At 55.6% G+C, this 24527-nt stretch carries 19 protein-coding genes; 8 read left to right on the top strand and 11 right to left on the bottom strand.

Annotated elements, in window-relative coordinates; translation table 11 throughout:
• From H6B30_RS14730 to H6B30_RS14705, 6 genes are all read left to right on the top strand, one after another.
• Window positions 1–406, top strand: a 406-nt coding sequence (locus H6B30_RS14730) for a hypothetical protein (RefSeq protein ID WP_205111939.1), incomplete at its 5' end; no start/stop codon positions are given.
• A gap of 105 nt (window positions 407–511) precedes the next feature.
• Window positions 512–913, top strand: a complete 402-nt coding sequence (locus tag H6B30_RS14725) for a hypothetical protein (protein WP_205111938.1) — start codon at window positions 512–514, stop codon at window positions 911–913.
• Window positions 870–2027 carry a formate-dependent phosphoribosylglycinamide formyltransferase gene (gene purT, locus H6B30_RS14720; RefSeq protein ID WP_205111936.1) on the top strand — a complete coding sequence of 386 codons (1158 nt, stop codon included), beginning with the start codon at window positions 870–872 and terminating at the stop codon, window positions 2025–2027. Before H6B30_RS14725 ends, purT begins: the two co-directional genes overlap by 44 nt.
• 81 nt (window positions 2028–2108) lie before the next feature.
• Window positions 2109–2519 carry a sugar 3,4-ketoisomerase gene (locus H6B30_RS14715; RefSeq protein WP_205111934.1) on the top strand — a complete coding sequence of 137 codons (411 nt, stop codon included), beginning with the start codon at window positions 2109–2111 and terminating at the stop codon, window positions 2517–2519.
• Window positions 2516–3454, top strand: coding sequence for a GNAT family N-acetyltransferase (locus H6B30_RS14710; RefSeq protein WP_205111932.1), 939 nt, complete (start codon window positions 2516–2518; stop codon window positions 3452–3454). Before H6B30_RS14715 ends, H6B30_RS14710 begins: the two co-directional genes overlap by 4 nt.
• Window positions 3455–3523: 69 nt before the next feature.
• Window positions 3524–4627, top strand: a complete 1104-nt coding sequence (locus H6B30_RS14705) for a DegT/DnrJ/EryC1/StrS family aminotransferase (protein WP_205111930.1) — start codon at window positions 3524–3526, stop codon at window positions 4625–4627.
• A gap of 507 nt (window positions 4628–5134) precedes the next feature.
• Here the strand turns inward: H6B30_RS14705 and H6B30_RS14700 are convergent.
• The 11 genes from H6B30_RS14700 to H6B30_RS14650 all read right to left on the bottom strand — a co-directional run bounded on the left by H6B30_RS14700 (window position 5135) and on the right by H6B30_RS14650 (window position 19988).
• A complete protein-coding gene (locus tag H6B30_RS14700) occupies window positions 5135–6709 on the bottom strand; it encodes a calycin-like domain-containing protein (RefSeq protein ID WP_205111928.1) in 1575 nt (524 codons plus the stop codon).
• A 37-nt stretch (window positions 6710–6746) separates the two neighbouring features.
• The gene (locus H6B30_RS14695) at window positions 6747–7505 is read right to left on the bottom strand and encodes a porin family protein (protein ID WP_205111926.1); all 759 of its coding nucleotides are present in this window, start codon (window positions 7503–7505) and stop codon (window positions 6747–6749) included.
• 5 nt (window positions 7506–7510) lie between these two features.
• Window positions 7511–8668, bottom strand: coding sequence for a PCMD domain-containing protein (locus H6B30_RS14690; RefSeq protein WP_239484131.1), 1158 nt, complete (start codon window positions 8666–8668; stop codon window positions 7511–7513).
• A 197-nt stretch (window positions 8669–8865) separates the two neighbouring features.
• Window positions 8866–9447: a LutC/YkgG family protein gene (locus H6B30_RS14685; protein WP_205111922.1), complete on the bottom strand. Its 582-nt coding sequence runs from the start codon at window positions 9445–9447 to the stop codon at window positions 8866–8868.
• Window positions 9444–10811, bottom strand: coding sequence for a lactate utilization protein B (locus tag H6B30_RS14680; RefSeq protein ID WP_205111920.1), 1368 nt, complete (start codon window positions 10809–10811; stop codon window positions 9444–9446). The genes H6B30_RS14685 and H6B30_RS14680 overlap by 4 nt, the downstream gene beginning before the upstream one ends.
• On the bottom strand, window positions 10808–11545 hold the full coding sequence (locus tag H6B30_RS14675) for a (Fe-S)-binding protein (RefSeq protein ID WP_205111918.1): 738 nt from the start codon (window positions 11543–11545) through the stop codon (window positions 10808–10810). Before H6B30_RS14675 ends, H6B30_RS14680 begins: the two co-directional genes overlap by 4 nt.
• Before the next feature lie 1130 nt (window positions 11546–12675).
• The gene (locus H6B30_RS14670; protein ID WP_205111917.1) at window positions 12676–15204 is read right to left on the bottom strand and encodes a pectinesterase; all 2529 of its coding nucleotides are present in this window, start codon (window positions 15202–15204) and stop codon (window positions 12676–12678) included.
• A 19-nt stretch (window positions 15205–15223) separates the two neighbouring features.
• Complete coding sequence (glsB, locus tag H6B30_RS14665; RefSeq protein ID WP_205111915.1) at window positions 15224–16225, bottom strand: glycine N(alpha)-acyltransferase GlsB; 1002 nt, start codon at window positions 16223–16225, stop codon at window positions 15224–15226.
• On the bottom strand, window positions 16226–17068 hold the full coding sequence (gene glsA / locus H6B30_RS14660; protein ID WP_205111913.1) for a lyso-glycine lipid O-acyltransferase GlsA: 843 nt from the start codon (window positions 17066–17068) through the stop codon (window positions 16226–16228).
• A gap of 927 nt (window positions 17069–17995) precedes the next feature.
• On the bottom strand, window positions 17996–19525 hold the full coding sequence (locus tag H6B30_RS14655; RefSeq protein WP_205111911.1) for a right-handed parallel beta-helix repeat-containing protein: 1530 nt from the start codon (window positions 19523–19525) through the stop codon (window positions 17996–17998).
• A 235-nt stretch (window positions 19526–19760) separates the two neighbouring features.
• Window positions 19761–19988, bottom strand: a complete 228-nt coding sequence (locus H6B30_RS14650) for a hypothetical protein (protein ID WP_205111909.1) — start codon at window positions 19986–19988, stop codon at window positions 19761–19763.
• 159 nt (window positions 19989–20147) lie between these two features.
• Here H6B30_RS14650 and H6B30_RS14645 point away from each other — a divergent pair, with 159 nt between their 5' ends.
• Together H6B30_RS14645 and H6B30_RS14640 are read left to right on the top strand one after the other, a co-directional pair.
• A complete protein-coding gene (locus tag H6B30_RS14645) occupies window positions 20148–21920 on the top strand; it encodes a hypothetical protein (RefSeq protein WP_205111907.1) in 1773 nt (590 codons plus the stop codon).
• Between the two features lie 22 nt (window positions 21921–21942).
• On the top strand, window positions 21943–23355 hold the full coding sequence (locus tag H6B30_RS14640; protein WP_205111905.1) for a DUF5723 family protein: 1413 nt from the start codon (window positions 21943–21945) through the stop codon (window positions 23353–23355).
• Window positions 23356–24527: the final 1172 nt, after the last annotated feature.

Genomic DNA, 24527 nt, shown 5'->3' with positions numbered 1-24527 from the left:
GGTATCTCGACAACCAGGAGTGGATGGACAACGTGACGAGCGGCGACTACCAGCGTTATTACGACGACATGTACAAGAACCGCTGAGCAACACAGGCATGGACGCACTTTCGGCATCACTGAACACCTTTCTCGTGAGGCTTGGGATGAACCCCGAGACGGTGCCCCACGAGACAGTTCACTACATGGAGCACTTGTTGCGGCTGCTCGGCGCCGCCGACGAACAGGCGCTAACCGACTACTACGGCTTGTTTGGGGCCCAACGCCGCAGCCTCGGCGAGATAGCGCAGAGCCGCTCGCTCTCGCCCGAAGACATGATGGCGCTTATCGACAACTGCGTGCGCCGCCTGGCCGTGACGCCCGAGTGGCAGGTCATACGCGAGGGCATGGGCAGCGCCCGCCGCTGAGCAGTCGAGGCGTTGTGCCTTGGCCGCCGCATCAAATCCTCATCCCCGGCAGGCGTTGCAGGCTTCTCGGGGATGAGTTTATTGTAAAACATTGCCACCATCCCTGTGGTTTTCTTCAACAGCCTGGCTCACAGAGGGTTGCAATGCTGGCCGTATGGCAGTCTGAAACGGGCTGTCCTGCACCACGAAACGGGCCGTTTCGGACTGCAAAACGGCCCATTCTGCACAGCAGCATCGCCCTTTCGGCGTTCCGGCATCGCTTTTGTCACTATTTATTACCGCAAGACCAGCTGTAGCGTAAGCCGTCGGCGGCCTTACGACCCGTTTGGGTTTATAGTCGAAAAACATATTTTTACGTATATTCTTTGGCAAGAAGAAAATAATGTTTACCTTTGCATAAAACGAAGACAATTACCGAATCAGTGGCAAACATCGCGTTATGCCATAGTTAAGTATTATGAAAATGAAGAAGATTTTGTTGCTTGGCTCAGGCGAACTGGGCCGTGAGTTCGTCATTGCAGCCAAGCGGGCAGGGCAGTATGTCGTGGCTTGCGACCGCTATGCCGGCGCCCCTGCCATGCAGGTGGCCGATGAGTGCGATGTGTTCAGCATGCTCGACGGCGACGCCCTCGACGCTGCCGTGGCCAGACACAAGCCCGACATCATTGTGCCGGAGATTGAAGCCATACGCACCGAGCGCCTGTTCGACTACGAGAGGCAGGGAATGCAGGTGGTGCCGAGCGCACGCGCCGTCAACTACACCATGAACCGGCGGGCCATACGCGACCTCGCCGCCAAGGAACTGGGGCTGCGCACGGCCCGATACCACTATGCCAAGACCTTCGACGAGATGAAGGCGGCTGCCGCCGACATAGGCTTCCCGTGTGTGGTCAAGCCGCTCATGTCGTCGTCGGGCCACGGACAGAGCTACGTTCACAGCGAGGCTGAGCTTGAGAAAGCCTTCAACGATGCCATGGAGGGCAGTCGCGGCGATGTGAAAGAGGTGATTGTGGAGGAGTTTATCGACTTTGACAGCGAGTTCACCCTGCTTACCGTTACCCAGAAAGAAGGGCCCACGCTATTCTGCCCGCCCATAGGCCACGTGCAGAAAGGCGGCGACTACCGCGAGAGCTGGCAGCCATACAGCATCTCTGCCGAGGCTCTGGCGGCAGCGCAACACATAGCAGGCCGCGTCACCGAGGCGCTGACGGGAGCCGGTCTGTGGGGCGTGGAGTTCTTCCTGACCAAGCAAGGCGAGGTCATCTTCTCGGAGCTGTCGCCCAGACCGCACGACACAGGCATGGTGACGCTGGGGCATACCACCAACCTGAGCGAGTTTGAGCTGCATTTCCGTGCTGTCATGGGACTGCCCATTGCCGGCATACACCTTGAGCACGCCGGTGCAAGCGCGGTGGTGCTGGCCAAGGGCGAGGGCGGCGTGCCCGAATACAACCTCGTCGACGCGCTGAGCGAAGACTACACCCGTGTGCGCATTTTCGGCAAACCGGAGCAACACCCGGGCCGGCGCATGGGAGTGGTGCTGTGCTACGGTCCCGCCGACGCCGACACAACGCCGTTGCGCGACAAGGCCAAGCGCCTGGCGGCTACAGTGATACGCTGACAATTTTCGACCGTAAAGGCCGGGCAGCCCGACAGGCACACGCTGGCATGGCGGGTTGCCCGGCACATTCATACTATTGCAATGGATAAGTCTGAAGGAAGATTGATTGACTTGCCGCGCATAGCCGACCCGCGTGGCAACCTTACCGTGGCCGAAGCCCACAGCCACTTGCCTTTCGGCGTGGCCCGGGTGTATTGGGTCTACGACGTGCCTGCGGGCGAATGCCGCGGCGGCCATGCCCACAAGGCGTGCCGGGAGTTTATCGTCGCCGTGAGCGGGAGCTTCACGGTGACGCTCGACGACGGCCGCGAGAAGCAGACGTTCCTGCTCAACCATCCATACCAGGGGCTGCTCGTCGAGACGGGAGTGTGGCGGACGCTCGACGATTTCTCGTCGGGCGCGGTGTGCCTGGTGATGGCTTCTGAGCCATTCGAGGAAGAAGACTACATCCGCGACTACGGCGACTACCTGGAATACTTGCGCGGCAGATGATAGACATAAGGCATTACGAACCACAGAGCGCGTCAGAGTGGAATGCGTTTGTGGCCGAGTCGAAGAACGGTACGTTTCTTTTCGACCGCCGGTATATGGACTACCACAGCGACCGGTTTGCCGACTCGTCGTTCATGGTTTACCGCGACGGGCGGCTGTTTGCACTGTTGCCGGCCAACAGGGAGGGCGATGTGCTTTGCTCCCACCGCGGACTGACATACGGGGGGCTGGTCACCGGCCCGTCGGCAACGGCGTCGGCAGTGGTCGAGACGTTTGAGGCTGTTAACGCTTACATGCGTGGCGAGGGACTGCGGCGCGTGGTCTACAAGGCCGTTCCGTGGATATACCACCGTATACCGGCCGAAGAAGACCTCTACGCGCTGTTCCGCGTGTGCCGGGCAAGGCTCGTGGCGCGCGACATCTCGTCGGCCATCATGCAGCCCCACCGGCTGAAGTGGCACCGCGACCGCCGCTATGGCATCAACCGTTGCCGCAATAACGGGGTGGCGGTCGAGCTCAGCGACGACTTCGAAGGCTTCTGGCCGGTGCTCGAAGACAACCTGATGCGCAGCCACGGGGCCCGACCCGTTCACTCGCTTGGCGAGATCAGGCTGCTCAAGTCGCGGTTCCCAGACAACATATTGCTCTATGTGGCGCGCCGCGACGGCCGGGTGCTTGGCGGAACCGTGCTTTATGTCACGCCACAGGTGGTGCACGCACAGTATATTTCGGCGTCGGCCGAGGGTAAGGCGCTGCGTGTCATCGATGCGATATACGACCGAATACTCAACGGCGACTTTGCCGACTGCCTGTATTTCGACTTCGGCAAGTCGACCGAAGACTGCGGCCGCGTGCTCAACGAATCGCTCATCTACCAGAAAGAGGGGTTCGGCGGGCGCGGCGTGTGCTACGACTGGTATGAGTGGAGCTTGTAGCCGAGGGCCCGCCGGCAGGCCCAAACCGCGGCATTGCCTGGCCGCAGACAGTTTAAAACATATTTCGAGATGATAAAGTATCTGGATTTGAAGAAAGTCACCGAGGTCTACTCGGGCGAGATCAAGGCCGCCGTGGAGCAGGTGATTGACAGTGGGTGGTATCTGCAGGGCGAGGCCACGTCGCGCTTCGAGCGTCATTACGCCGGGTTCATCGGCACGGAGCATTGCGTGGCTTGCGGCAACGGGCTCGATGCTCTGACGCTGATAATGCGTGCATACATTGAGATGGGGGTGATGAAGCCGGGCGACGAGGTTGTTGTGCCGGCCAACACATACATTGCATCAATACTCGCCATCACCGCGAATGGGTTGAGGCCTGTGCTTGTAGAGCCGCGCCCCGACACCTTGCAGATAGACGACGGACTGATAGAGCAGGCTCTCACGCCGCGTACGAAGGCTGTCATGATTGTTCATCTCTACGGTAGGTGCGCCTACTCCGAACGCATTGGGGAGATATGCCGCAGCCGGGGATTGCGCCTGATAGAAGACAACGCACAGGCACACGGGCTTAGGTATGGCGGCAAACGCACGGGAGCGCTCGGCGACGCTGCCGGCCACAGCTTCTATCCGGGCAAGAACCTCGGGGCGCTTGGCGACGCAGGGGCTGTTACTACCGACGACGTGGAGCTGGCGGCCACCGTGCGAGCTCTGGCCAACTATGGCTCTTCGCGCAAGTATGTGTTTCGTTACAAGGGCATGAACAGCCGTATGGACGAGCTGCAGGCTGCTGTGCTCGACGTCAAGCTGGCCCATCTCGACGAGGAGAACATGCTCAGGCGCAGTGTGGCCTTGGATTACATAGAGAATGTGGACAACCCGCTGATTGTTTTGCCTGGGCAGGACTATTGGCGAAACAGTGTGTTCCACATATTCCCCGTGATGTGCGAGAGGCGCGACGAACTGCAGGAGTATCTGGCAGAAAACGGTGTCCAGACCATGATTCACTATCCGATACCGCCCCACCGGCAGCAGTGCTATGAAGAGTGGGCTGGCATGAGCCTGCCTGTTACAGAGCAAATACATGCCCGGGAACTGAGCATTCCGTGCAACCAGGTGCTCGAAAAGCGCGAAGTCCTTACCATTATAGAATTGCTCAACAGCTTCGGTCGCTGAGGCTGGGCTGTGTTTTCGGCCCGCGCAATGCAGCGCCCCCGGGTGGCATATAGGCCTCCCGGGGGCGCTGTCGGTTGTTGGCTGTTTGCGGCGGGGCCATGTTTCAATGTCAGTGTGGGCTCGTTTGCCTGGCGTTTTTGTAAAAACAATGTCGCCTTGCGGGTCGCCATGCCAATAGCCTGGCTGTGAGCACATTGCGACGGAGGCCGTTTTGCCGTACGATATCGGTCGTCTTGCATGGTAAAACAGGCCGTTTGGCATCGCAAAACGGGCGTTGTGGCAGCCGGATAGTGGTGTCGGCCATCTGTGGGGCTGCATTTTGTAAGCATCTTTCTTGGCCGTAAGGCCCTGCCGAAGTCTGTTTGTGGTTCATGACTGCTGCTTGTTGCCCGAAGGCTTGCGGCTGCAATAGGCCTTTCCAGCGCCATGTCCATCCTGCAGCAAGCACAAAAAGGGGGAGACGTCGTTGTGCCGTCTCCCCCTTGTCGAGTCAGTTTGGTTGTGTTGTTACTTCATTATGGTCTTCACAGTCTTGCCGTCGGCATACTTGGTGATGTATACCTGGCCGCTCACAGGCGTCTCTATGCGCTGGCCGTTGAGGTTGTATATGCCTTCAATGGCATTGTCGTCGATGGTCAGGTTGTCGATGCCGTCGGCAATGTCCGGGTCGGTCACTGTAACGGTGTAGGTTGAGACCTTTTTCAAATCGGCCGACATCACAGTGATGGTGGCGATGCTTGTGCCGGCGCCGTCGTCGGTATGAACCACATCGACGGTCACTTTGGCATCTTTGGCATTGGTGGTCACGGCTACGTCTTCGGCTGTAATCTCACCGATTCCCTTAATGCTCAGAGTGTAATCGCTTGTTGCGGGGGCAAAGTTCTCTACCGCATTGCCCTTCACGCTGATGCCGGTGGCTGTGCCGTTGTATATCAGTTCAAAGTCATCCACGAGCAAAGAGTCGGCCCCTGTGCCTTCGCCCGGGTCGGCGTTGGTGGATATTGTGACGAGAATAGCCTTCGGGTCTTTCTCCGTATATGCCGAATAGTCAAACGGCATTACAAGTTTCTGCCATGCAAAGCCGTTGCTTGCAATCTTCGTGTCGGCGGCGCGGCCCACTATTATGTCGGTGTAATCCTTGTCGACAGGCTCCTGATAGTATGAGCCGTCGGTTATCACGGCAGTGATGGTGGCGTAAGGATGCTCCTCGACGGGTGTCTCCTGCTTGAACTTAACCCATACGGCGAGAGAGTCGGGCTTGCCGTTTATCAGGGCGTAGAAGGGGTCGCCGTTGGCGTCTACTTCTTTGCTGGTTATGTCGAGGAACGCATTGTTGTCGGTGCTTGTGGCCGAGAAGCCGCCGGCTTTCAGCCGTCCTGTTGTCAGGGTGCCGTTGGCTACGATAGAGCCGAGGGCGAGACCAGACTTGATGAGCACGCTCTTGGTGCCTGTGGAGCCCGGGCGCACGTCGTCACTGATGAATGTGTGGGGCACGCTGCTTACGATGCCGGCCAGCATTCCGGTGCAGCTCATGAACGAGTGCCAGTTGTTTGGCTCGTCGCTTGTGGCCGAACCGGCTGTAGCAGTGTGGAAGTTCTCGAATCCAGAATTGCCTATCTGGTAGCCGCCATTGCCAAACTGCACGCTGATGGTCTGCCCGAGAGAGGCTGTCATGTCTATGTTTATGATGAAATAGAGTTGGCTTCCACGTATCTCGGCGGTGAGTTCAATTGGTACCGAGCCTAAGCTGGGGCCAATCCACAAGGAAATTCCCTCCAAGTCGCCGTCGGTAATGTTGATTGATTGGGATGTCCTGATGGTGGTGACGTCGCCATCCACGGTTCCGGGAACGTCGTCTACAACGATGTTTCCGATGCCTATTGATTGGGCTCCCATCTGGAGCACCAGGTTGGTGAGGCTCAGTTTGTATCTCTGATTCTCGTTGGCGTCAATCGAAACCGTCGTTTCCTGGTCTGGCAAGGCGTTGCCGTTAACCGTTACTTTCAACACGTCAGTGTAGTCGGTTGCCTGGGCTGTAAAGGCCGCAAAGGCCAATGCAGCTAATGTTAAAAGTTTTTTCATTTGCTTCTTTCTTATTGGTTTTACTTTGTTATAGTCATTATTTGAGATTATAAGTTACCCCAACAGTTCCATAAATGGGGTAAAGCTTCTGTTCAATGGTGTCGAACCCCTTCTTGAATATGTTTGTGAAGCCCCATGAAAGGTCGGCGTAGATACCCCAGCGCTTATACACATACCAGTCGACCCCGGCGTCGATGCCAAACTGCCAGTGGCGCATGTCGTCGCTGAAGTCGAACGTTGCCCCCTCGCTTTCGCTGTCTCCCATCAGTATCTTTGCCCCTGTCGGTGTGTTCTCGCGTAAGTATCCGCTATAGACATAGCCGTCGAATTTGCGCGAAGTGACGTACGACACATACGGGCCGAGCCTTACCAGCACGTTCTTCGCCGGTGTATAGGTGGCCTGTATGGGCAGTGTGAGGGCCCACTCTTCAGCCTTTATCACCGTGTTGCCGGTGTAGTAGCCTGTCAGCCTGCTGCTGCCCTTCACCATGGACATGTGGTAATTCTTCACCGTGGCGTCTACTTCCATGCCCTTGTTTTCCAGTTTGATGCCCGTCATCGCCCCCCATCGTCCTTTGATTTGCTTCTGCATGTCGAACGCGAGTGAGTAGTTTGACTGCATCTTGTATCTGTTCATCTTGCGTATCGTGGCCGGTATTCCAAGCGGGGCGGTGCCTCCGATGTTGTATCCCAGCTTTACGCTGTAGCGTATGTCTTCGGGTAAGCTCAGCGTAAACGCCTTTGCAGATGCCGAAAAGGCTGCCATGGCAACAGCAGATATGATGATTCTCTTCATTGTCATTACTGTATGTCTGTGCATATTAGTTCCACTTTGTCTATGAGTAGCGTGCTTCCTATAGCCCCTTTGAAGTATGCGCCGTCGACACTCGACGAGAATACGATGGCCAGGCTGTATCCGCGGTTGTTGAGCAAAGTTTGGTCTATGTCTTCGCTGAATACGAAGTCGGCCTCGAACTCAGTCCACTGGTTGGTGGGGACGATGTTTGTCACTTGTGCAATGGCCACGATGTAGGGGCTCGTCTTCACGTCGTCACCGTTGAGCACTATGGTTTCGTTGGCTTCGTTGTGGTTGCGGTAGAACACGGCATAGATGTCGCCCTGGTCTGTCTTGTCTGCAATCGTGCTGCCATTCTCGTCCTGGTACTGCTCTCCGGGCTCATACTGGTAGTATCCCCTGAACTTTGACGGTGTGCGGTCGAAGGGTTCTCCAAACCTTGTGGCCTTCATTGCGTCGGTCACTGCCATCGAAACGTCGAACGCACCGATGAACAGGTTGCCGGCAGCAATGCGCATATTCATCATTGCCCCGAACGCTCCTGTATTCTGGGTAGTCAGTTTCACGGCATAGCCGTCGTAGCCGTCGGCATACGGTATGGTTGGGAATGCCATCGAATCGGTGACATATTTGCCTTGGTCAGGGTCGTACTTGGTTGCCATTCCGGTCATTGCGTAGCCGCCGTTGCCGGTGTCCCAGCGCGAGAGGGTGTGGTTCCAAGCGTAGTAATGGCGCTCGTTTATTGTGAAATCCTCAAAGTCGTACCTTATCGTGTCGGTCTCTGTGCGCGTCACGATGTTGAAATATACATAGTACTCCCGTTCCCATTGGCCGTCTTCCGACTTCACTTTGTATGTCACGGGGCCGTGGCTGAAGTCTTGTACCGACCCGCTGGCCGGCGAGACCGTTGCTCCCGGCGTCACCTGGAATATCGGGGCAATCGCTGTCAGGTCGGTTTGGGGTTTTACATCGAATGTAATCAAGTTGTCAGTATATAATACATTTACCAGAGTGTCGCTGAGATTATAGAACATGTCTTGTGGATTCTCAGCGTGAATCCATGCTTTTTCAATGTCGCATTCAGCGTTTGCAGGCTCGTCTTTGAAGCATGCCGACAGCGTGCAGCACACCGTGGCGAGCAGGAATAGCTTATGTAACTTCATTATATCATGCATATTGTTATAGGCTTGCAAAGTTACTATAAAAATATCTCGTTCAAAATAGTTTTCGATAAAAACATTATTCCGATGTGAATTTTTAACTTTTTAAACCTTCTGCAGCCTTTTTTCATGATAGAAATGCCCCGACTTGCACATTATCCTGAGTGAGTGTGCATGTTCGGGGCATTTGATGTGTAGAGTCAGACGAGCACGACGGTTACTCCCCTTGCGGCCTGCGCCCCCATGACGAGAGCCTGGGCGATGTCTGCAGTCTTCGATGGTCCGCTGATGAAGCATCCGTATCCATAGTCATTTGTCTTTATCCTGGCATACGCCTCGTGCATGTTGCTTACTATGTCGCTGCGTTTCAGGATTATGACCAGATACTCGGCTATGAAGCACACGGCGCGTTCCTTCATTGTCTGCGGTATCCACACGCATCCGTTTTCGGCCACTCCAAGGTCGCCTTTCACCACGGCCACGTCCGTACCGTTCAGGTCTTGCGCCTCGTCGACGGTGTCGGGGTTCCTGTTGGCTATGGTCACGCAGTCGAGGTTTGATGCAATGGCCTTGGCGTCGGGGTAAGCCCGTCTGACGATTTCGTTGATGTCGTCGCCGTCGGCCGCGTCGACAACGTCTGCCCCCGAGTGTTTGCTCATCCGGCGGAACTCATCCACCGGGTCGGCGAAGGTAGTGGCGTTCAGCAGGCTGAGGTCGGGCATGTCGTACTCCATGTGTTTTCCCGCCCTGATCTTTCCTATTATGTCTTCTTTCTTGCTCATTTCACTTTTCCTTTTTTCCACATGGTTTGGAATGATTCGTTAGCAAATACAGGCAGTTCGCGCCCTTTTCCCCATGCGTTGAGGTTGTTGTAGAGGGCGAAGCGCGGCGCGTGGTTGGCCAGCGGGGCAAACTTCAGCGCGGTGCTGTACAGTGCGTGGTGGTCGAACACGAGCTTCATTCCCCGGCTCATCCATTTCTTTTCCTGGCTTGCCTTGCCCAGCGAGTCGAGCTTTTGGCGCCACAGGTAAATCTGTTCCGACAGGTTAACCTCTGCCGGGCACACGTTGTCGCACGAGCAACACAGCGAGCATGCGCTCACGTTGTCGGTATATTTATATTTGTCGTGCGCCATACCGAGGTTTATTCCTATCGGTCCGGGTATGAAATAGGTGTATGAATAGCCTCCGCTTCGGCGGTAGACGGGGCACGTGTTCATGCACGCCCCGCACCTGATGCACTTCAGTGTCTGCCAGTGTTCGGTGTCGGCAAGAATGTCTGATCGGCCGTTGTCTACGAGTATTATGTGCATCTCGCCCCCCGGGCGCGGCTTGGCGAAGTGTGAGGTGTAGGTCGTTGTGGGCTGCCCTGTGGCGCTGCGGCACAGCAGCCTCTGGAACACGGCCAGCGACCGGCGGTCGGGTATCACCTTCTCGAGGCCCATGGCGGCTATGTGCAGCTTAGGCACCGAGGTGGCCATGTCGGCGTTTCCCTCATTGGTGCACACCACAATCTCGCCCGTTTCGGCCACCCCGAAGTTGGCCCCGGTCATGCCTGCATCGGCAGTAAGGAACTCGTTGCGCAGGCTCTGGCGTGCGCAGTAAGTGAGGTATGTGGGGTCGTAGTTGCCCGGCTGGCTCCCTATTTCCTTCTCAAACAGCTTGCCCACCTCTTCTTGCGTGATGTGTATGGCCGGCATCACTATGTGGCTGGGCTTCTGGTGCATCAGTTGCAGTATACGCTCGCCGAGGTCTGTCTCCACCACGTCTATGCCGTGCTGCTCGAGGTAGGGGTTCATCTCGCACTCCTCGGTGAGCATCGACTTGCTTTTCACCATCTTCTTCACGCCGTGGTCGCGCAGTATGCCGAGCACGATGGCGTTGAACTCTCCGGCATCCTTGGCCCAGTGGACGGTGACCCCGTTTTTTTCGGCATTGCCGGCAAAATGCTCCAGGTATTTGTCGAGGTGTGTAAGCGTGTGCTTCTTGATGGCACTTGCGGCATCGCGCAGTTGTTCCCATTCGCCTGTCTCGTGGGCCATGGTGTCGCGCTTGGCCCTCAGCGACCAGAAGGTCTCGTCGTGCCATGTCACTTTCTTGGCGTTGGCAAGGAATGCCGCGGCCGCCTTTGAATGTAATGTGCTCATAGTCCTGCTGATAATATTTCGGCTACGTGAATGAATTTGATGGGCTTGCCCAGCCTGCGGGCAATGCCTTCCATGTGCATCAGGCACGAGCTGTCGGGGCCGGTTACGTATTCCGCCCCCGTGGCCATGTGGCGTTCAACCTTTTCCGTGCCCATCCTTACAGATACGTCGGGCTCTTCCACGGCGAACATTCCGCCGAAGCCGCAGCACTCGTCCACTCGTTCGGGCTCGCGCACTGTTATGCCGTCGACGAGGCTTAGCAGGTCTTTTATTTTCGAGTAGCGCTCAATGTTGCGCTCGCTGGGCGACGACAGACCCAGTTCGCGCACGCCGTGGCAAGAGTTGTGGACGCTGACCACGTGGGGAAATCGCCCGGGCAGTTTTGTCACTTTGAGCACATCGTGTAGAAACTCCACCAGGTCGGTGGTTTTCTTTGCCGTCTGGCACTCGTGCTTTCCCTTGAGCACGTGGGGGTAGTTGAGCCTTATGAATGCGGCGCAGCTGGCCGATGGCGCCACAACATAGTCGAAGCCCGCGAAGAGCTCGTCCATCTTGTTGGCCAATCCTTCGGCCATGCTCTCGAATCCGGCGTTGGCCATGGGTTGCCCGCAGCAAGTCTGGCCCAGCGGGTAGGTCACGTCGAGGCCCAGACTCTTTAGCAATTTGTATGTCGCTACGCCTACTTGCGGGTATAGGGCGTCGACATAACAAGGGATAAACAGTCCGATTTTCATCGTTGGCATTTGTTTAGTCGGTCTTTATGAATTAGCTACAAAGGTACTCAAATTTTCTATAGTTAGTTACATTTTCGCCATTTTTTCTTGTTATGTTTTCGCTTTTCTTGTCCTGTGTCGTGTCGATGCCGTGGCGTCGTCAGCCCTTTCGGGCTGCTGCATGCGTGTTGTGTGGCTGGGTGGCGTCGCGGCTGGCGTGGTGGAGCGGTGGTGCAGGCTTGTTGAAAAAAGGCTTTGCCGCCACCGTGTGTTACGCCTGGCTGTAGTGTGAAGCCCGCCCTGCGCCTCGGCGCCATTGCCGCCATGTTGCCTTTGTCGGGGTCTTGCCGTAGCACGCTACGACTTAGGCCGGGGCGCTTTCCGGGCATCCCGGCAGAGAAGCTGCATTGCTTTTGCCAAATCATATTTTTGTCACTGCCGCCTTGCGTGCCTTTGGGGGCATGTTCGACCATGTGCCTCGTCAGGCAGCCCGCTATGCTCCCCGGCAAACGGACAGGCCTGGCTCTGAAATCCAACGCCGTCGGGCAGTTGGTAAGTAGCTGTTCAAAATTAACCGATACAATAGACCTTGCAGTTGTCCTCTATACCTTTGCCACCATCTTGTGTGCTCTTTCGGGCCGCAGACCAAAGTCTCATCGGTCGCGTAGCCCGCTACGCTCTCTCTTCGGACTTTGTCATGCATCTACGAAATAGCGCACAATTTGATGGCAATTAATTTTGAACACCTACTTAAAATAAAAACAGTTTCTGGGTGGCGGAAGCGCATCGGCGGTGGCCGGGCGCCGCGGAATTATGTTTACAACCGCGCTTCGGCGAAAAAATAACTGCCGTTTGACGTTGCCGAACGGGCCGTCTGGTGTTGCCGTATGGCCTTTTTCAGGCTCCAACAGGAGCCGTTTTGCGGGCAAGGAAGGGCGTCGTTTGGAAATTGTTGGCACTCAGCGTGTTGCGCCAGGGTGAGGTGTGGCATGCGCAAATGGCCATGGTCTGCGTTTTGTTTACAAATGGGCGCGTCGTGGCAAGTGCCGGCATAGCCTCTTGCCCCCTCGCCACGGCATTCGGGCCGTGGACAGCCGGTTGCCGGCAAAGGCCCGGCCGCTCACGGGGCACACCGAATAATGTCAGCTTGTTCAGTCGGTGTCGTATTCTATTTTCATGTAGTGCAGCATAGTGGTGCTTTCGCCGCACGAGCCCGTGTGCTGCACCCCGCAGCCCCCGTGGGCCGATGGGTCAATGTCGGCCGACAGGTCGACGGTGTTCGTCAGTCCCGATCCGGCTTGCGGCGGCGCAGTGGTCTCGGCGTGGGCTGTAAGCCTCTGTCCGTCGGTGGCCACGGTTATGGTGCATCGGGTGCGGTAGCATGTGGCGCTGACGGCTTCGGATATTGGAGTGGCCTTGCCGTTGTCGTATCTCATCAGCCTGAAGTCGACGGCCTTGGCGTGTTTCGGTGTGCGCTCTATGCGCAGTGCATAGCCGCTCAGCGTGCGCGTGTCAAACTTGATGTATACGTCCATGTATTGCCCGGTGGCGCTGCCGAAGCCCTGTCCGGCCGTCTTGGTCGGGTCGACCACCAGCGTCACCCTCATGTCGCCGCCGTGGGGCTCGGCCGGCGTGTATAGCAGCCGGGCTCCGCGTTGCGCCTGAAGCAAGCCCATGCCCCGGGCGCCGTTGAATCCGCTGCCGTAGGTCCACATGTCAGTGTTGCGGTCGAACGCCCATTGGTAGGCCTGCGTGTCAGAGGGCTTGTGGCCGTCGACAGTCCAGAAACCGGGCGCTACCATAGGCTGCCATGCCGTGGGCAGCGTGCTGAAGTCGGTTTCTACGCACCGCTCTTCGGGTGTTCGGCCTATGTCTACCGGCGAGTCTGTTACCACCCTCACGGCCTTGCCAGCCCTCGAGCGCACGTGGGCCGGCTCTATGCTTGCCATGATGTGCCATCCGGCGTCGGCCCTTGTGAGCCTGTAGGAGCGCAGGGGCTTGCCGCCATGGCCCACGGCCACGGGTATGGCTCCGTTGCCCCTGCTGTCGCGGCAGCGGTACCACGTTATTCTTGAGCGGTCTTCGCGCCCGCGCAGGTCGATGCCGTAGCATAGCGTGATGCTGTCGCCCATGGCCAGCCGCGGCTCCTCCGTGAAGGCGGGGGCGGGCAGGGGCCTTGGCACGGCGCTCACTTCGACAGCCGCCTGAAGTCCGGTGGCAGTGGCGGCAACGACGGTGAATGTCACCGTGGTGTCGTCGTCGTTGAGCGAGCTTACCGTGCAGCGTCCGTGGCCCAGGTCTGTCAGCAGGGCATAGCGCTCAAATCCCCGTTCGATGGCCCAGCTTACCGTTGCCGTGTCGGCCGTGCTGCCGGGCTTGTAGCCCCCGTTGAGCGCGCTGAATGCCTGCAGTTCCACCGGTTTTCCGCCGGTATCGACAGTGGCCCGGCGGCGGTTGGCCAGCAGGCATGTGGGCAATGGCGGCCTGTGGCAGCCGTTGGCGCCGGCGGGCATGGTTGCCCGGCCTTGGGGATTCCATCCGTCGTTGCCTCTGAGCAGGTTGAATGTGTTGTATGTGGTGTCGCCGTCTGCCACCGTCTTGTATGCCGCGAGGGCCTCTTTCCCGTCTATGCACACGGTGTTGGCCCCCATCCGCGAGCCTATGCGGTAAGGCTTGCCGTTGAGGGTGAAGCCCGCCTGGTAGCATCGGAGCCACCGTTCGGGGTAGTTTGCCCACCCTATGTAAGTCGAGTCTGGGGCGTGGTAGCGGCAGTCGATGAGCGTGAGCGGGCCCGGCACTTTGCAGAATGCCATCGTATGGTTGTTGTTTTTCACGGTAAAGTCGCAGTCGAGGAACACGGCCCCGGTTGCAGCCGTGGTGTAGAGTGGCTTTTGCCCGTAGAGGTCGATGGTGCATTTCAGGTAGACGCCGTTGCCGGCGAGCGCGTCGTCGGTGCATTCAAAGTGGCAACGGTCGTAGAATATGCGTCGCGCCCCGCCCAGGGGGCACAGGTTGAGGCGGCCTATGAACCGCACGTTGCGCGCCACAGCCCGGTCGCCGTGGCAGTAGGCTACTTGTGCCTGCGTTATGGCGTCGCTGCGCCTCGGGCGTTGCAACGACGGCTCCAGAGGGTAGTCGAGGTCGGCGTTGCAGAAGTTTCCCATGGTTAGGTTGCTCACCTGCAGGCCGTCGCCGTGGATGTCGAGCATGGTGAAGTTGCCCATTGCCCCCTGCATGTGGCCGCGTTGTGCGGCTATGACCACGTTGCGCGGGTTGGCCGTAAGCCCGGTCAGGTGGAGGTTGTTGCAGCGTATCACCATGCCGAACGGCGGTCGCCCGTTTGTTCCCACGGCTGTGGTTGTGTCGTCGGGGTTGTCGGCCCAGTATACCCATGGCGCCATGTACACCCTCATGGGTTCTTCCTCGGTGCCGTCGGCAAGCCTTTCGACAGCCTTTTGCAGCGAGTTGAATACGTAGGGGTGGGCGCTGGCTTCGCTGTCGCTCAGGCTTCCGTCGACAAAGAAGGCCTTCGGCCCGAGCGCGATGGCGTGCCCGCGGTAGACGATGCTGTCGCCCAGCAGCACTACCGAGTCTGAACCATCCAGCGAGATGTGCCTGGCGGCGGCGCTGATGGCCGTGCAGATGATGGCGGCCATGAGCAAGGCGGTCGGTCGGGCCATGGCGGTTGGCTTGTGCGGGTCAGGCGCCCTTGCGCTCCCGGTATATCACGTTGTTGGCCCCGCTGGTAATTTGAAGTGCCTCGGGGTGCTCCTTGATGAAAGAGTCGATGTGCCTCATGCGCTTCTCCTCGAGTATCTCGTCGACGGCAATGAGTATTCCCGTCTCCTCGACGTCGCCGAAGCCGTCGTTGATGGCGGTGCCGAAGAGCTTCATCGTGGGGCTGAGGTTCATGTATGCGTTGACCAGCGGCGGTATGTTGTAGCCCAGGCGGCGCACTTCGCGGTTCAGTATCTTGTAGTCTTCCCTAAACGAGTCTTCGCAGAACAGGGCCTCGAGCTCTTTCGGGTCGGTGTCTATCTTGAGCGGGTTCATGGGTATCACGAGGTTGTCTTTGTCCTCGAAGTGCTTCTTCAGGAAGTATAATATCATGTCGCGGCCTTTGCGTATGTACGACGGATACATGGTCATCTTGCCGAACAGGTATTTTACGTCGGGCTGTATCACGGTTAGCGCTCCCAGGCCGTCCCACAGGTTGTCGAGTGCAAACAGGCTCTTGGCCGGGTGCTTGCCCGTGTTCTGGTAGCCGGGCGAGACGAAGCTCCGTCCGAGTTCGATGGTCTTGGGCAGGTATTCGGCAATGAACTTGTCTGAGAAGTGGAACATGTGGCTCGTGGCGAGTACGGGTTGGCCTTCTGGGTCGATGTCGGCGTTGGCGCCGAGGATGTATCGGTAGCCCCCGATTATTTCTTCCTCTTCGGGATTCCACACGATGAGCTGCTTGTAACAGTTGTCTTTCGTGTCAAAGTCGTCAAGGTCGAGGGGCTTGCCGGTGCCTCCTCCGGCTTCGCGGAAAACAATCTCGCGCAGACGTCCAATCTCTCTGACCACGTTGGGAGCGTTGTGTATGTCTACGATGTATATCTCGTTGTTGCTCTTGTTGGTCATTCTGAGCTGTCTCTCGGGCGTAAGCTCGCCCTTGAGCAAAGCCTTGTCTACGGGCTTGATGATCTCTTGTTCCATTTATTGGTGTGTTTGCTGTAAGTCGTAAACTATGTCTTTTACATATTGTGCCCATTGTGCCGGCGTGCGGCTCTTGTCGAACGTCTGCCATGGTATGGGCTTGCCGATGGTCACGTCGAACGTCTTGTGCACGTTCTTATACATCTCGTCGGCCAGGAATAGCATGGCTATGTTTACCTTCCTGACGTATTTGTCTGAGAAGTTTGCCAGCCGGTAGAAGAAGTCGGAGTTTCGTCCGCTGAAATGTATGGGCACAATGTCGCGCTTATACTCAACGCTTTTGGTTATGAAAGTCTTTTTCCAGGCTATGTCGCGTATGGTTCCGTTGTGCCGCCTTGAGCATATTCCGGCGGGGAACATCAGCATGTGGTTGTCGCTCTTGAAGCCTTGTTCAACCATTGCGGGGAAGTTGCGGCTCTGGTTGCCGGTCTTGTTGATGGGGATGCACAGCGGGGCGAGGCCCGGCAGGTTCATGAGCAGGTCGTTGACAAGATAGCGGAAGCGCCCGTCATAGTGGCGCCCTATTATCGCTCCGAGCGCCACCCCGTCCTGGCCTCCCAGCGGGTGGTTGCTCACAAAGGTGTACAGGCGGCCGTCGTCGGTTGCCGGCAGGTTCTCTGCACCGTGAATCTTGAGAGTCATGTCGAGGTAGCTGACGCATTCCTCGAGCCATTCAACGCCTGTCTTGTCTTTGCTCCGCCACAAGAAATCGTTCACTTCGTCTTGGTGCACGATGTGTTTCAACCATGCCACAAGCGGGCGCGGCACGTATTTTTTGCGTGCGCCCATCTTGCTTTCTAATATTTTGTCGATGTCTATTGTTTTCTCTGTGACGTCAATCATTTCTCCCTTCCTCTGATACTAACTCGCTTGCAAAAGTAACAGAAATCTTTTAAAATGAATACTTTTTTCGGATAAAATCACAATAAAAGTATGAAATAATCTTGTTAAGATGTCATCATGTATGACAAACATGTTTAATTATGCTCTTGATGGCGGTTTTTGTTGTCCGAGGCAGCATGGGCCATGGCCATGGTTGCGCATGGTGCGTGAAGCTGGTGTGGCTGTCTGGTCTGCCGGGTGGTGTGTTTGTGCTCTTTCTGTGTGTCGGTGTATGCCCTTTCCGGCTTGTCGGCAGCTGTTGTGTCTTTCTGTTTGCAGGCGTCGATGCAGCCACTGTGCGCTGTTTCGGTCGTGCCGCGGTGGCTGTGCGGTTGGCGTCGCCATTTGGCGCCAGGGGCGTTGGCCAGGCCATGCCATTGCCTTAAGTGCGGGCAATGGCATGGCCGTCACACATTATTATATAGGCAGGTGTGCTGTAAGTAGCTGTTAAGTAGCTGTTCAAAATTAACCGATACAATATACCTTGCAGTTGTCCTCTATATCTTTGCCACCATCTTGTGTGCTCTTTCGGGCCGCATACCAAAGTCTCATCGGTCGCGCAGCCCGCCACGCTCTCTCTTCGGACTTTGGCATGCATCTCCGAAATAGCGCACAATTTGATGGCAATTAATTTTGAACACCTACTTAAAAATTAACCGATACAATATACCTTGCAGTTGTCCTCTATATCTTTGCCACCATCTTGTGTGCTCTTTCGGGTCGCATATTCAAGTCTCATCGGTCGCGCAGCCCGCCACGCTCACTCTTCGGACTTTAGCATGCATCTCCGAAATAGCTCACAATTTGATGGCAATTAATTTTGAACACATACTTGTGTGCTTATGTGTGGCTATTTCATCATTATTGTTTTTTTGCCTCCCCGTATTGCTATTCCGCGGTGACTCCTTCCCGCTTTCTGTCCGTTGAGGTTCCAAGCTTGGCTGTTGTTGGTAGCGATTGTAGGCCTGTGCCTGATGCCTGATGCCGTGTTGTCGCTATAGCCTTGCCCGGCCAATGGTGCCCCGTAGGCCACGTTCCAGTCGGCTTGCATATGATGTTGAGCTGGTCGTCGTTGCTTGCCATGCCGGTGAATGTGGTAGGGTTGTTGAAGTTAGACATCTCGGTGTCTTTGCTGAAAATGGAATTCTCCGTATTGCCGGCCTCCGAGGCAGTCTCGCCAAAGGCCACGTTAGGCTCGTGGGCAGTGTCGATGGCTTCGTTGTTTAGAGCGGTGACATTGGTCAGCTTGCCGTTTTCCACAAATATGCCACCCCCTTGGTACGAGAGGTTGTTGAATGCAGCCACATTGTCAACCCAGCCGGATTGGTTGTAGATGCCTCCGCCTTTCCCGCCGTTGTCATCGCCGTACTGTCTTGTGTCCGCCTTGCAGTTTGCCACAATGGTGTTTCTCACTGTGCCGAGATTGTAGATGGCTCCCCCTTTCAAAGCCTTGCATCCGTATGCCTTGCAGTTGTCGATGTAGCCGTCGTTGTAGACAGCGCCCCCGGCAGCGGCATAGCAGTTGGTAAACGTGCAGTCTTTCAGTGTACCGCCGTCGTTGTAGACAGCTCCACCGTTGTCCAATGCCACGCATTCTTCGAATGTGCAGCGCTCAATGTTCGTGCCTTTGGCGTAAACAGCCCCGCCAACGCCGGCGCCGTAGCTTGAGTGCGAATAGTTGCGCGCAAACAGGCAGTCGGTGATTGCTGCGCCATCTGAGCCGTCCAGGTAAACAGCGCCGCCGAGGGTGTGAGGTGCAGCCGACTCGGCTGTGAAGTAAGCGCTGTTTTCCATCACCTTGCAGGATTCGATGCGGACATTGCCCGAGGCATATACAGCACCGCCGGCAGCTTTTACATTCCACACACAGGCGTTCCCTCCTTTCAGGGTTATGCCGTTGATGGTGGTTGGATGTTCAAGCGTCGAGCTGGAGTATAATATGTGGTTGCTGTTGTTTTCTGTTCCGGGAATCATGTTGTTTTCCACTTCCCAGCCATACAGATAGTCGGTGGCATTCATGAATGTGCGTGTCCACACGTCCTCAACGTCGTCGTCTCCGCTTAGCACAGTCTCGTTGGTGAAACTGTAAGCCTGCCATCCTTTTTCACGTTGGGCTATCGATGACTCGTTGCCGGCGAAGCCACCATACAGCGAAACGCCGTCTTTCAGCACGAAAGCCCTCGAGTTCTTTTTGCTCGCCTTTATAAGCCTGGTTGGTTTGTATACTCCTTTGGCTATCCATATTTCGTCGCCGCTGCTCGCCTTTTCCATCATCTCGTCAAGGTCTCCGGCTGCCTCTTGCCATGAATCGCCATTTCCCGTGCCATCCGTTTTTACATAGTAAACGCGTGCATCAATCCACTGTGCATAGCAGCATACAGCTGCGATGATTGCTAAGATACGTAAACTTTTTGTCATAGTCTTATGGTTTTTGATTCGGCAGCACTCTATTATTGTCATGTTTGTAGTGTTGCCATCCCATGTTGCTTTGTCTGGGATGGCGTTCTGATGTATGGCCGGCATGCTTTGGTGCTGCATAAAAAGCAATGATTCATACGCCATGCTTCGCAAATATATAAAATGTCTTTGAATAATTAAGGTGTGACGTATCGTTTTTATAGGCTTTGCCGTAATACAGGATAGTCGGTGTGTTCTAACGGATAATGCCGTGCCATGCATTATTGACGAAAGCAACGTAAGCATACACAGTTGGTTGTATCTGCATGGCTTGGCGCAGGTGGCGGCTGTGGGCAAATATTTGGCTTGCTTGTGCTGTGCATGCCGGTTTGTCAATGCCGCATTTGGCTCTCATGAGGGTGGGTTTTTGCAGATGTATGTCGATTTTATTTGTAAAATGGAAAATAATGAGTGGGATTTTCACAAAATACGTGTTAAGTTTCAAAACTTTTACTTAATTTTGCAGAAAACAGGCGTAGCACCGCTTTATTATTACTAATTGTCGTCGTTCATGGCGCATTGCCCCAAGATCAGGGCTCATGTATTGATGTGTATCATATTCTGAAATATAAATTAAAATTGCATGGAAAATTATTTTCGTAAGTGTAGATTGCTTCCGGCAATGACCCTGCTGGGAGGATTGGCGTTGGCGTCGTGCGTTAACAGCGATTACGATTTCAACGAAGTTGACGCCACGATGGGGTTCGGGGGCGAAGGCCTTGAATTGCCTGGCAGTTCGACCGACACCATCAAGCTGGCCGATGTGCTCGACCTGGGCGACGATGACTGCGTAAAGGTGAGGCCCAACGGCGATTATGTTTTTGAGCAGGTGGGCGACAACGTCGAGCCGGCCCAGCCCGAGATTGCGCCCATCAGCGTGACGCAGCGCCAGTCGGTGTCTTACGATATTGACATCAATGTCGAGCCGGCCACGCGGTCGGCCGGCGACGCCAGGGCCGTCACGGTGGTGCTGTCGGCCGATGGCGATATGCAGTCGTTTGAGTATGACGGCGACAAACCGGCCGAGGTGGTGGGCCTCGACTACGCCGAGACCGATGCCAACCTCAGTTTCTCTCTCCATTTCCCCGCCGGACTGAGCTCTGTCGTTGCCTCGCTCGACGAGATATCGATACAGATGCCTTCGTTCATGGAGCTGTCCGACGTGTCGGCCAATATCGGTGCAGACGGCTCTTGGAGCATCGACGGAAGCCGTATCGTGTTCAGCAACATCACCACTTCGCGCGACCTTACCGTCAGCGCCAGAGTGAGCAGGCTTCGCTTCGGGGTGAGCGACGAGCTGGGCTCGCTCGGCATCGAGGGCGACAAGATTGTGCTCGACGGGCGAGTGCATGTGTCGATGAACTCGGTGGCCACCGTTTCGGGTGGCTCGATAGAAGGGCTTACGGCCTCGAGCGACTTTGCCATCGACGACATGCAGATAACGAGCGTCACCGGAAGGTTTGACCCTGAGATAGACCTCGACAACCTCGGTGATGTAGAGATTACGGGGGTGCCCGATTTCTTGACCGACGGCAATGTGCGCGTTGACTTGTATAACCCACAGATATTGCTTACGCTGAACAGCGACCTCAACATGGGAGGGTTTGTCGGCGGCACGCTCACCTCATGGAAAGACGGCCAGCCGATAGCAAGCGTCACCGTTCCTGAGATGGCTGTCAGGGCCGGAGGCATGACCGAGATGTGCATATGCCGCAACGGCGAGGGCATCGAGGACTACGATGTAGTGCAGGTAGTGTCCGAACTGTCGACCCTGATAGAGACCATCCCCGACAGGATAACGTTTGAGGGCACGGCCCGTGCCGACCGCAACCAGACGTGTGAGTTTGAACTGGGACACCGTTACACGGTGCAACCGGCATATCGCGTTGAGGCTCCGATAGCCTTTGCAGAGAATGCGCAGATTGTGTATAAGGACACGATTGACGAATGGCACGAGGACATCGAGGACTTCGAGTTGTCTGACAACTCTTACATCACGTTTACGGCAAACATAGAAAACCGGGTGCCGGCTTACCTCACGCTCAGCGCATACGCCATCGATGTAGACGGGCAGCGCATGGGCGACGATGAGATAAAGGTGGAGGTGAGCAACACCGTAATAGCGTCGGCCGACGGAGAGACTTCTTCCGAAACGCCGCTTACAATCAGGGTGTCGCAGAATGACGGCAGGGCGCTGTCGCGTCTTGACGGTCTTGTGTTCGACGTCACGGCGTCTGCATCCGACGGCGGAGCCAACCCCGTGGAGGGGATGACGCTCAACTCAGAGAAGCATTTCCTCATAGCACGTGACATTAAGATAAAGCTCGTGGGAACACTCATCGGCGATTTCAACTGAACAAACGTAAACTTGCATAATCATGAAACTTTCACATCATTACAAATATATCATGGCTGCGGCCATGGCATTATGCGGTGGCGGAGCGATGGCGCAAGGGCTCAACTCTGCTTACTTCACCAAGGACTATAAGTTTCGACACACCATGAACCCGGCTCTGGCCAATGAACAGAACTATGTGTCGATACCTGCGCTGGGAAGCATCAATGTCAACCTGCGTGGAAACTTCGGCTACCAGGACGTGATAATGGACAACCCGATGTATCCGGCCACGAGCGACAAGAAGATGACTACGTTTATGAATCCATACATATCCGTGGCCGACGCGCTCGACGGCTTCAGCTCCGGGCGCAACCGCATAGTGGGCGACGTTAGCATAATGGTGCTCTCGGCTGGATTCAGAGCCTTCGGCGGGTACAACACCATCGAACTGAACTCGCGCACGTCGTTCGGCATGTCTTTGCCTTACGAACTCTTCGAGTTTGCAAAGAACACAGGCAACCGCACTTACGACATGGGCGACATCAATGTGGGCGCTATGTCTTATGTTGAACTGGGCTTCGGACACTCGCGCAAAATCAACGAGAAACTGCGGGTTGGCGCAAAGTTCAAGCTGCTGTTTGGCGCGGCACGTGCCGACTTGAAGATGGAGGACATGAAGGCCGACCTGGCCGGCACCGACAAATGGACGCTCACGGGCAAGGCCACTGCCGATGTCTCGATGAAAGGGTTTAAGTATGAGTCTGAGCAAAAGGACTACAACGACGAGGCACTGGGCTCTTATGAGCAGGTGAACGACGTCGACATCGACGGGCCGGGGCTCGGGGGCTTCGGCATTGCATTCGACCTTGGAGGTGAATATAAAATCGACGAGGACTGGACGGTGAGCGCCGCGCTGCTCGACCTGGGTTTCATCCACTGGAACAACAATGCCCGTGCGGCCAGCAGCGGTGAGCCTTTTGAGTTTGACGGATTCCACGATGTGGCCGTATCTTCGGATCACGGCGAGGAGCTTGACGTGAAAGCCGACCGCTACGGCGACCAGCTCACCGACTTCGCCCACCTTCAGGACCAAGGCGAACAGGGCGGGCGCACAACCGGGCTCGGCGCCACGCTCAATTTGGGATGCAGCTACAACCTGCCCGTTTACAGGCCGATGACATTCGGTTTCCTAAGCAGCACACGCATCAACGGCCCGTACACGTGGACTGAAGGGCGCCTGAGTGCCAACTGGGAACCGCTCGGCTGGCTCAACGGTGGCGTAAACATGTCGGTGAACAGCTTCACCACGAGTTTCGGCTGGGTGCTTAACATACACCCCAAGGGCTTCAACTTCTTCGTCGGCATGGATCACATACTGGGCAAGCAGAGCAAGGAGGGCATACCATTGAGCTCAAACGCAAGCCTCACTGTAGGCATGAACGTCACTTGGTGACGACGGATATGAAGGATATGCAGCAGCTACGCCTTTTCTGTATCTGACATTTTGGATATAGGAATGCCCATAGTTGCACATCCGGATGATTATCCCGGCTTGGCCTCTTACGGCCGAGTCGGGATAAAAAATTAAATGGAAACATCTCGACATTAGGCTTTTAACCCTTTCGCTTGTTCCGCTCAATGCAATAAACGTGTGTCTGTCGTGGAACATCTTGATGGGTTTCCACAAAGTAAAGGCCGTGGACATTGTTGGCCTACGGCTTGGCACACTGAAGAGTGCCAAGCAAATTTCGGTACTTGATAAAGGTTAGGTGGTTACAAATCGGTTGTACGGCGAACGAACTGTAAGTCTTAACATGGTGTAAGGCTTTTGGGTGTGACATTACGCTGTTGGGACTTTGTCGCAGGAAAGGGTGTGTCATAACGACTTTTCGGATGCCAATTGAAACATTGTATGTCTTTTTCAGTGGTGTTGTGGCCTAAAAACAATGGGTATTGCCGCTCTTTTTTGACGGCATTTCCATTTTTATAAGTAAGTAGGTGTTCAAAATTATTTGCCATCAAATTGTGCGCTATTTCGGAGATGCATGCCAACGTCCGAAGAGAGAGCGTAGCGGGCTACGCGACCGATGAGACTTTGGTATGCGGCCCGAAAGAGCACGCAAGATGGTGGCAAAGATACAGAGGATACCTGCAAGGTCTGTCGTCTCGGTTAATTTTGAACAGCTACTTATATTTACTGTTGCAAAGCTGTCTGTCGGAGCTTCCACACAGTTAATCTTGGCGTCGTCATTGGACTTTTCACCGTGGGGAAAGCGAGTTTCCTGCACTTGCTCGCTGCCTACGCGTTGTCATTCGATAACTGTGCTGAGTTAAGTCAAGATGTATGATGATAATTTCTTTGGCAGCAATGTTATCTGTGGGTTCTATAATTAATTTTGCATAATGTTTTTGACAGCAAGTCATCTTGGTGCTTTTAAATTGTAGCTGTTATATATAATAATGTGCTTTACGTCTGTTTTTAAATTATTGCTAATAATTGTGTGAATAAAAGTTAATCGGATGAGTTTTTGTGCAGGAATGTTTTGTAGTTTGTGAAAAAGTGCCTACCTTTGCATCCGCTTTCAGGGAACAACCCCTGATGAGCGGCGAGAGAAAGAGTTCTTT

It is taken from the genome of Marseilla massiliensis (assembly GCF_016899955.1).
GTDB lineage: Bacteria > Bacteroidota > Bacteroidia > Bacteroidales > Bacteroidaceae > Prevotella > Prevotella intestinigallinarum.
This window is presented reverse-complemented; position numbering and strand designations above follow the sequence as displayed.

What these genes read in the sequence shown, in the direction of transcription:
- purT (WP_205111936.1), top strand. Translation starts at nt 870, where the DNA reads ATGAAGAAGATTTTGTTGCTTGGCTCAGGCGAACTGGGCCGTGAGTTC.
- H6B30_RS14715 (WP_205111934.1), top strand. Translation starts at nt 2,109, where the DNA reads ATGGATAAGTCTGAAGGAAGATTGATTGACTTGCCGCGCATAGCCGAC.
- H6B30_RS14710 (WP_205111932.1), top strand. Translation starts at nt 2,516, where the DNA reads ATGATAGACATAAGGCATTACGAACCACAGAGCGCGTCAGAGTGGAAT.
- H6B30_RS14705 (WP_205111930.1), top strand. Translation starts at nt 3,524, where the DNA reads ATGATAAAGTATCTGGATTTGAAGAAAGTCACCGAGGTCTACTCGGGC.
- H6B30_RS14700 (WP_205111928.1), bottom strand. Translation starts at nt 6,709, where the DNA reads ATGAAAAAACTTTTAACATTAGCTGCATTGGCCTTTGCGGCCTTTACA.
- H6B30_RS14695 (WP_205111926.1), bottom strand. Translation starts at nt 7,505, where the DNA reads ATGAAGAGAATCATCATATCTGCTGTTGCCATGGCAGCCTTTTCGGCA.
- H6B30_RS14690 (WP_239484131.1), bottom strand. Translation starts at nt 8,668, where the DNA reads ATGAAGTTACATAAGCTATTCCTGCTCGCCACGGTGTGCTGCACGCTG.
- H6B30_RS14685 (WP_205111922.1), bottom strand. Translation starts at nt 9,447, where the DNA reads ATGAGCAAGAAAGAAGACATAATAGGAAAGATCAGGGCGGGAAAACAC.
- H6B30_RS14680 (WP_205111920.1), bottom strand. Translation starts at nt 10,811, where the DNA reads ATGAGCACATTACATTCAAAGGCGGCCGCGGCATTCCTTGCCAACGCC.
- H6B30_RS14675 (WP_205111918.1), bottom strand. Translation starts at nt 11,545, where the DNA reads ATGAAAATCGGACTGTTTATCCCTTGTTATGTCGACGCCCTATACCCG.
- H6B30_RS14670 (WP_205111917.1), bottom strand. Translation starts at nt 15,204, where the DNA reads ATGGCCCGACCGACCGCCTTGCTCATGGCCGCCATCATCTGCACGGCC.
- glsB (WP_205111915.1), bottom strand. Translation starts at nt 16,225, where the DNA reads ATGGAACAAGAGATCATCAAGCCCGTAGACAAGGCTTTGCTCAAGGGC.
- glsA (WP_205111913.1), bottom strand. Translation starts at nt 17,068, where the DNA reads ATGATTGACGTCACAGAGAAAACAATAGACATCGACAAAATATTAGAA.
- H6B30_RS14655 (WP_205111911.1), bottom strand. Translation starts at nt 19,525, where the DNA reads ATGACAAAAAGTTTACGTATCTTAGCAATCATCGCAGCTGTATGCTGC.
- H6B30_RS14645 (WP_205111907.1), top strand. Translation starts at nt 20,148, where the DNA reads ATGGAAAATTATTTTCGTAAGTGTAGATTGCTTCCGGCAATGACCCTG.
- H6B30_RS14640 (WP_205111905.1), top strand. Translation starts at nt 21,943, where the DNA reads ATGAAACTTTCACATCATTACAAATATATCATGGCTGCGGCCATGGCA.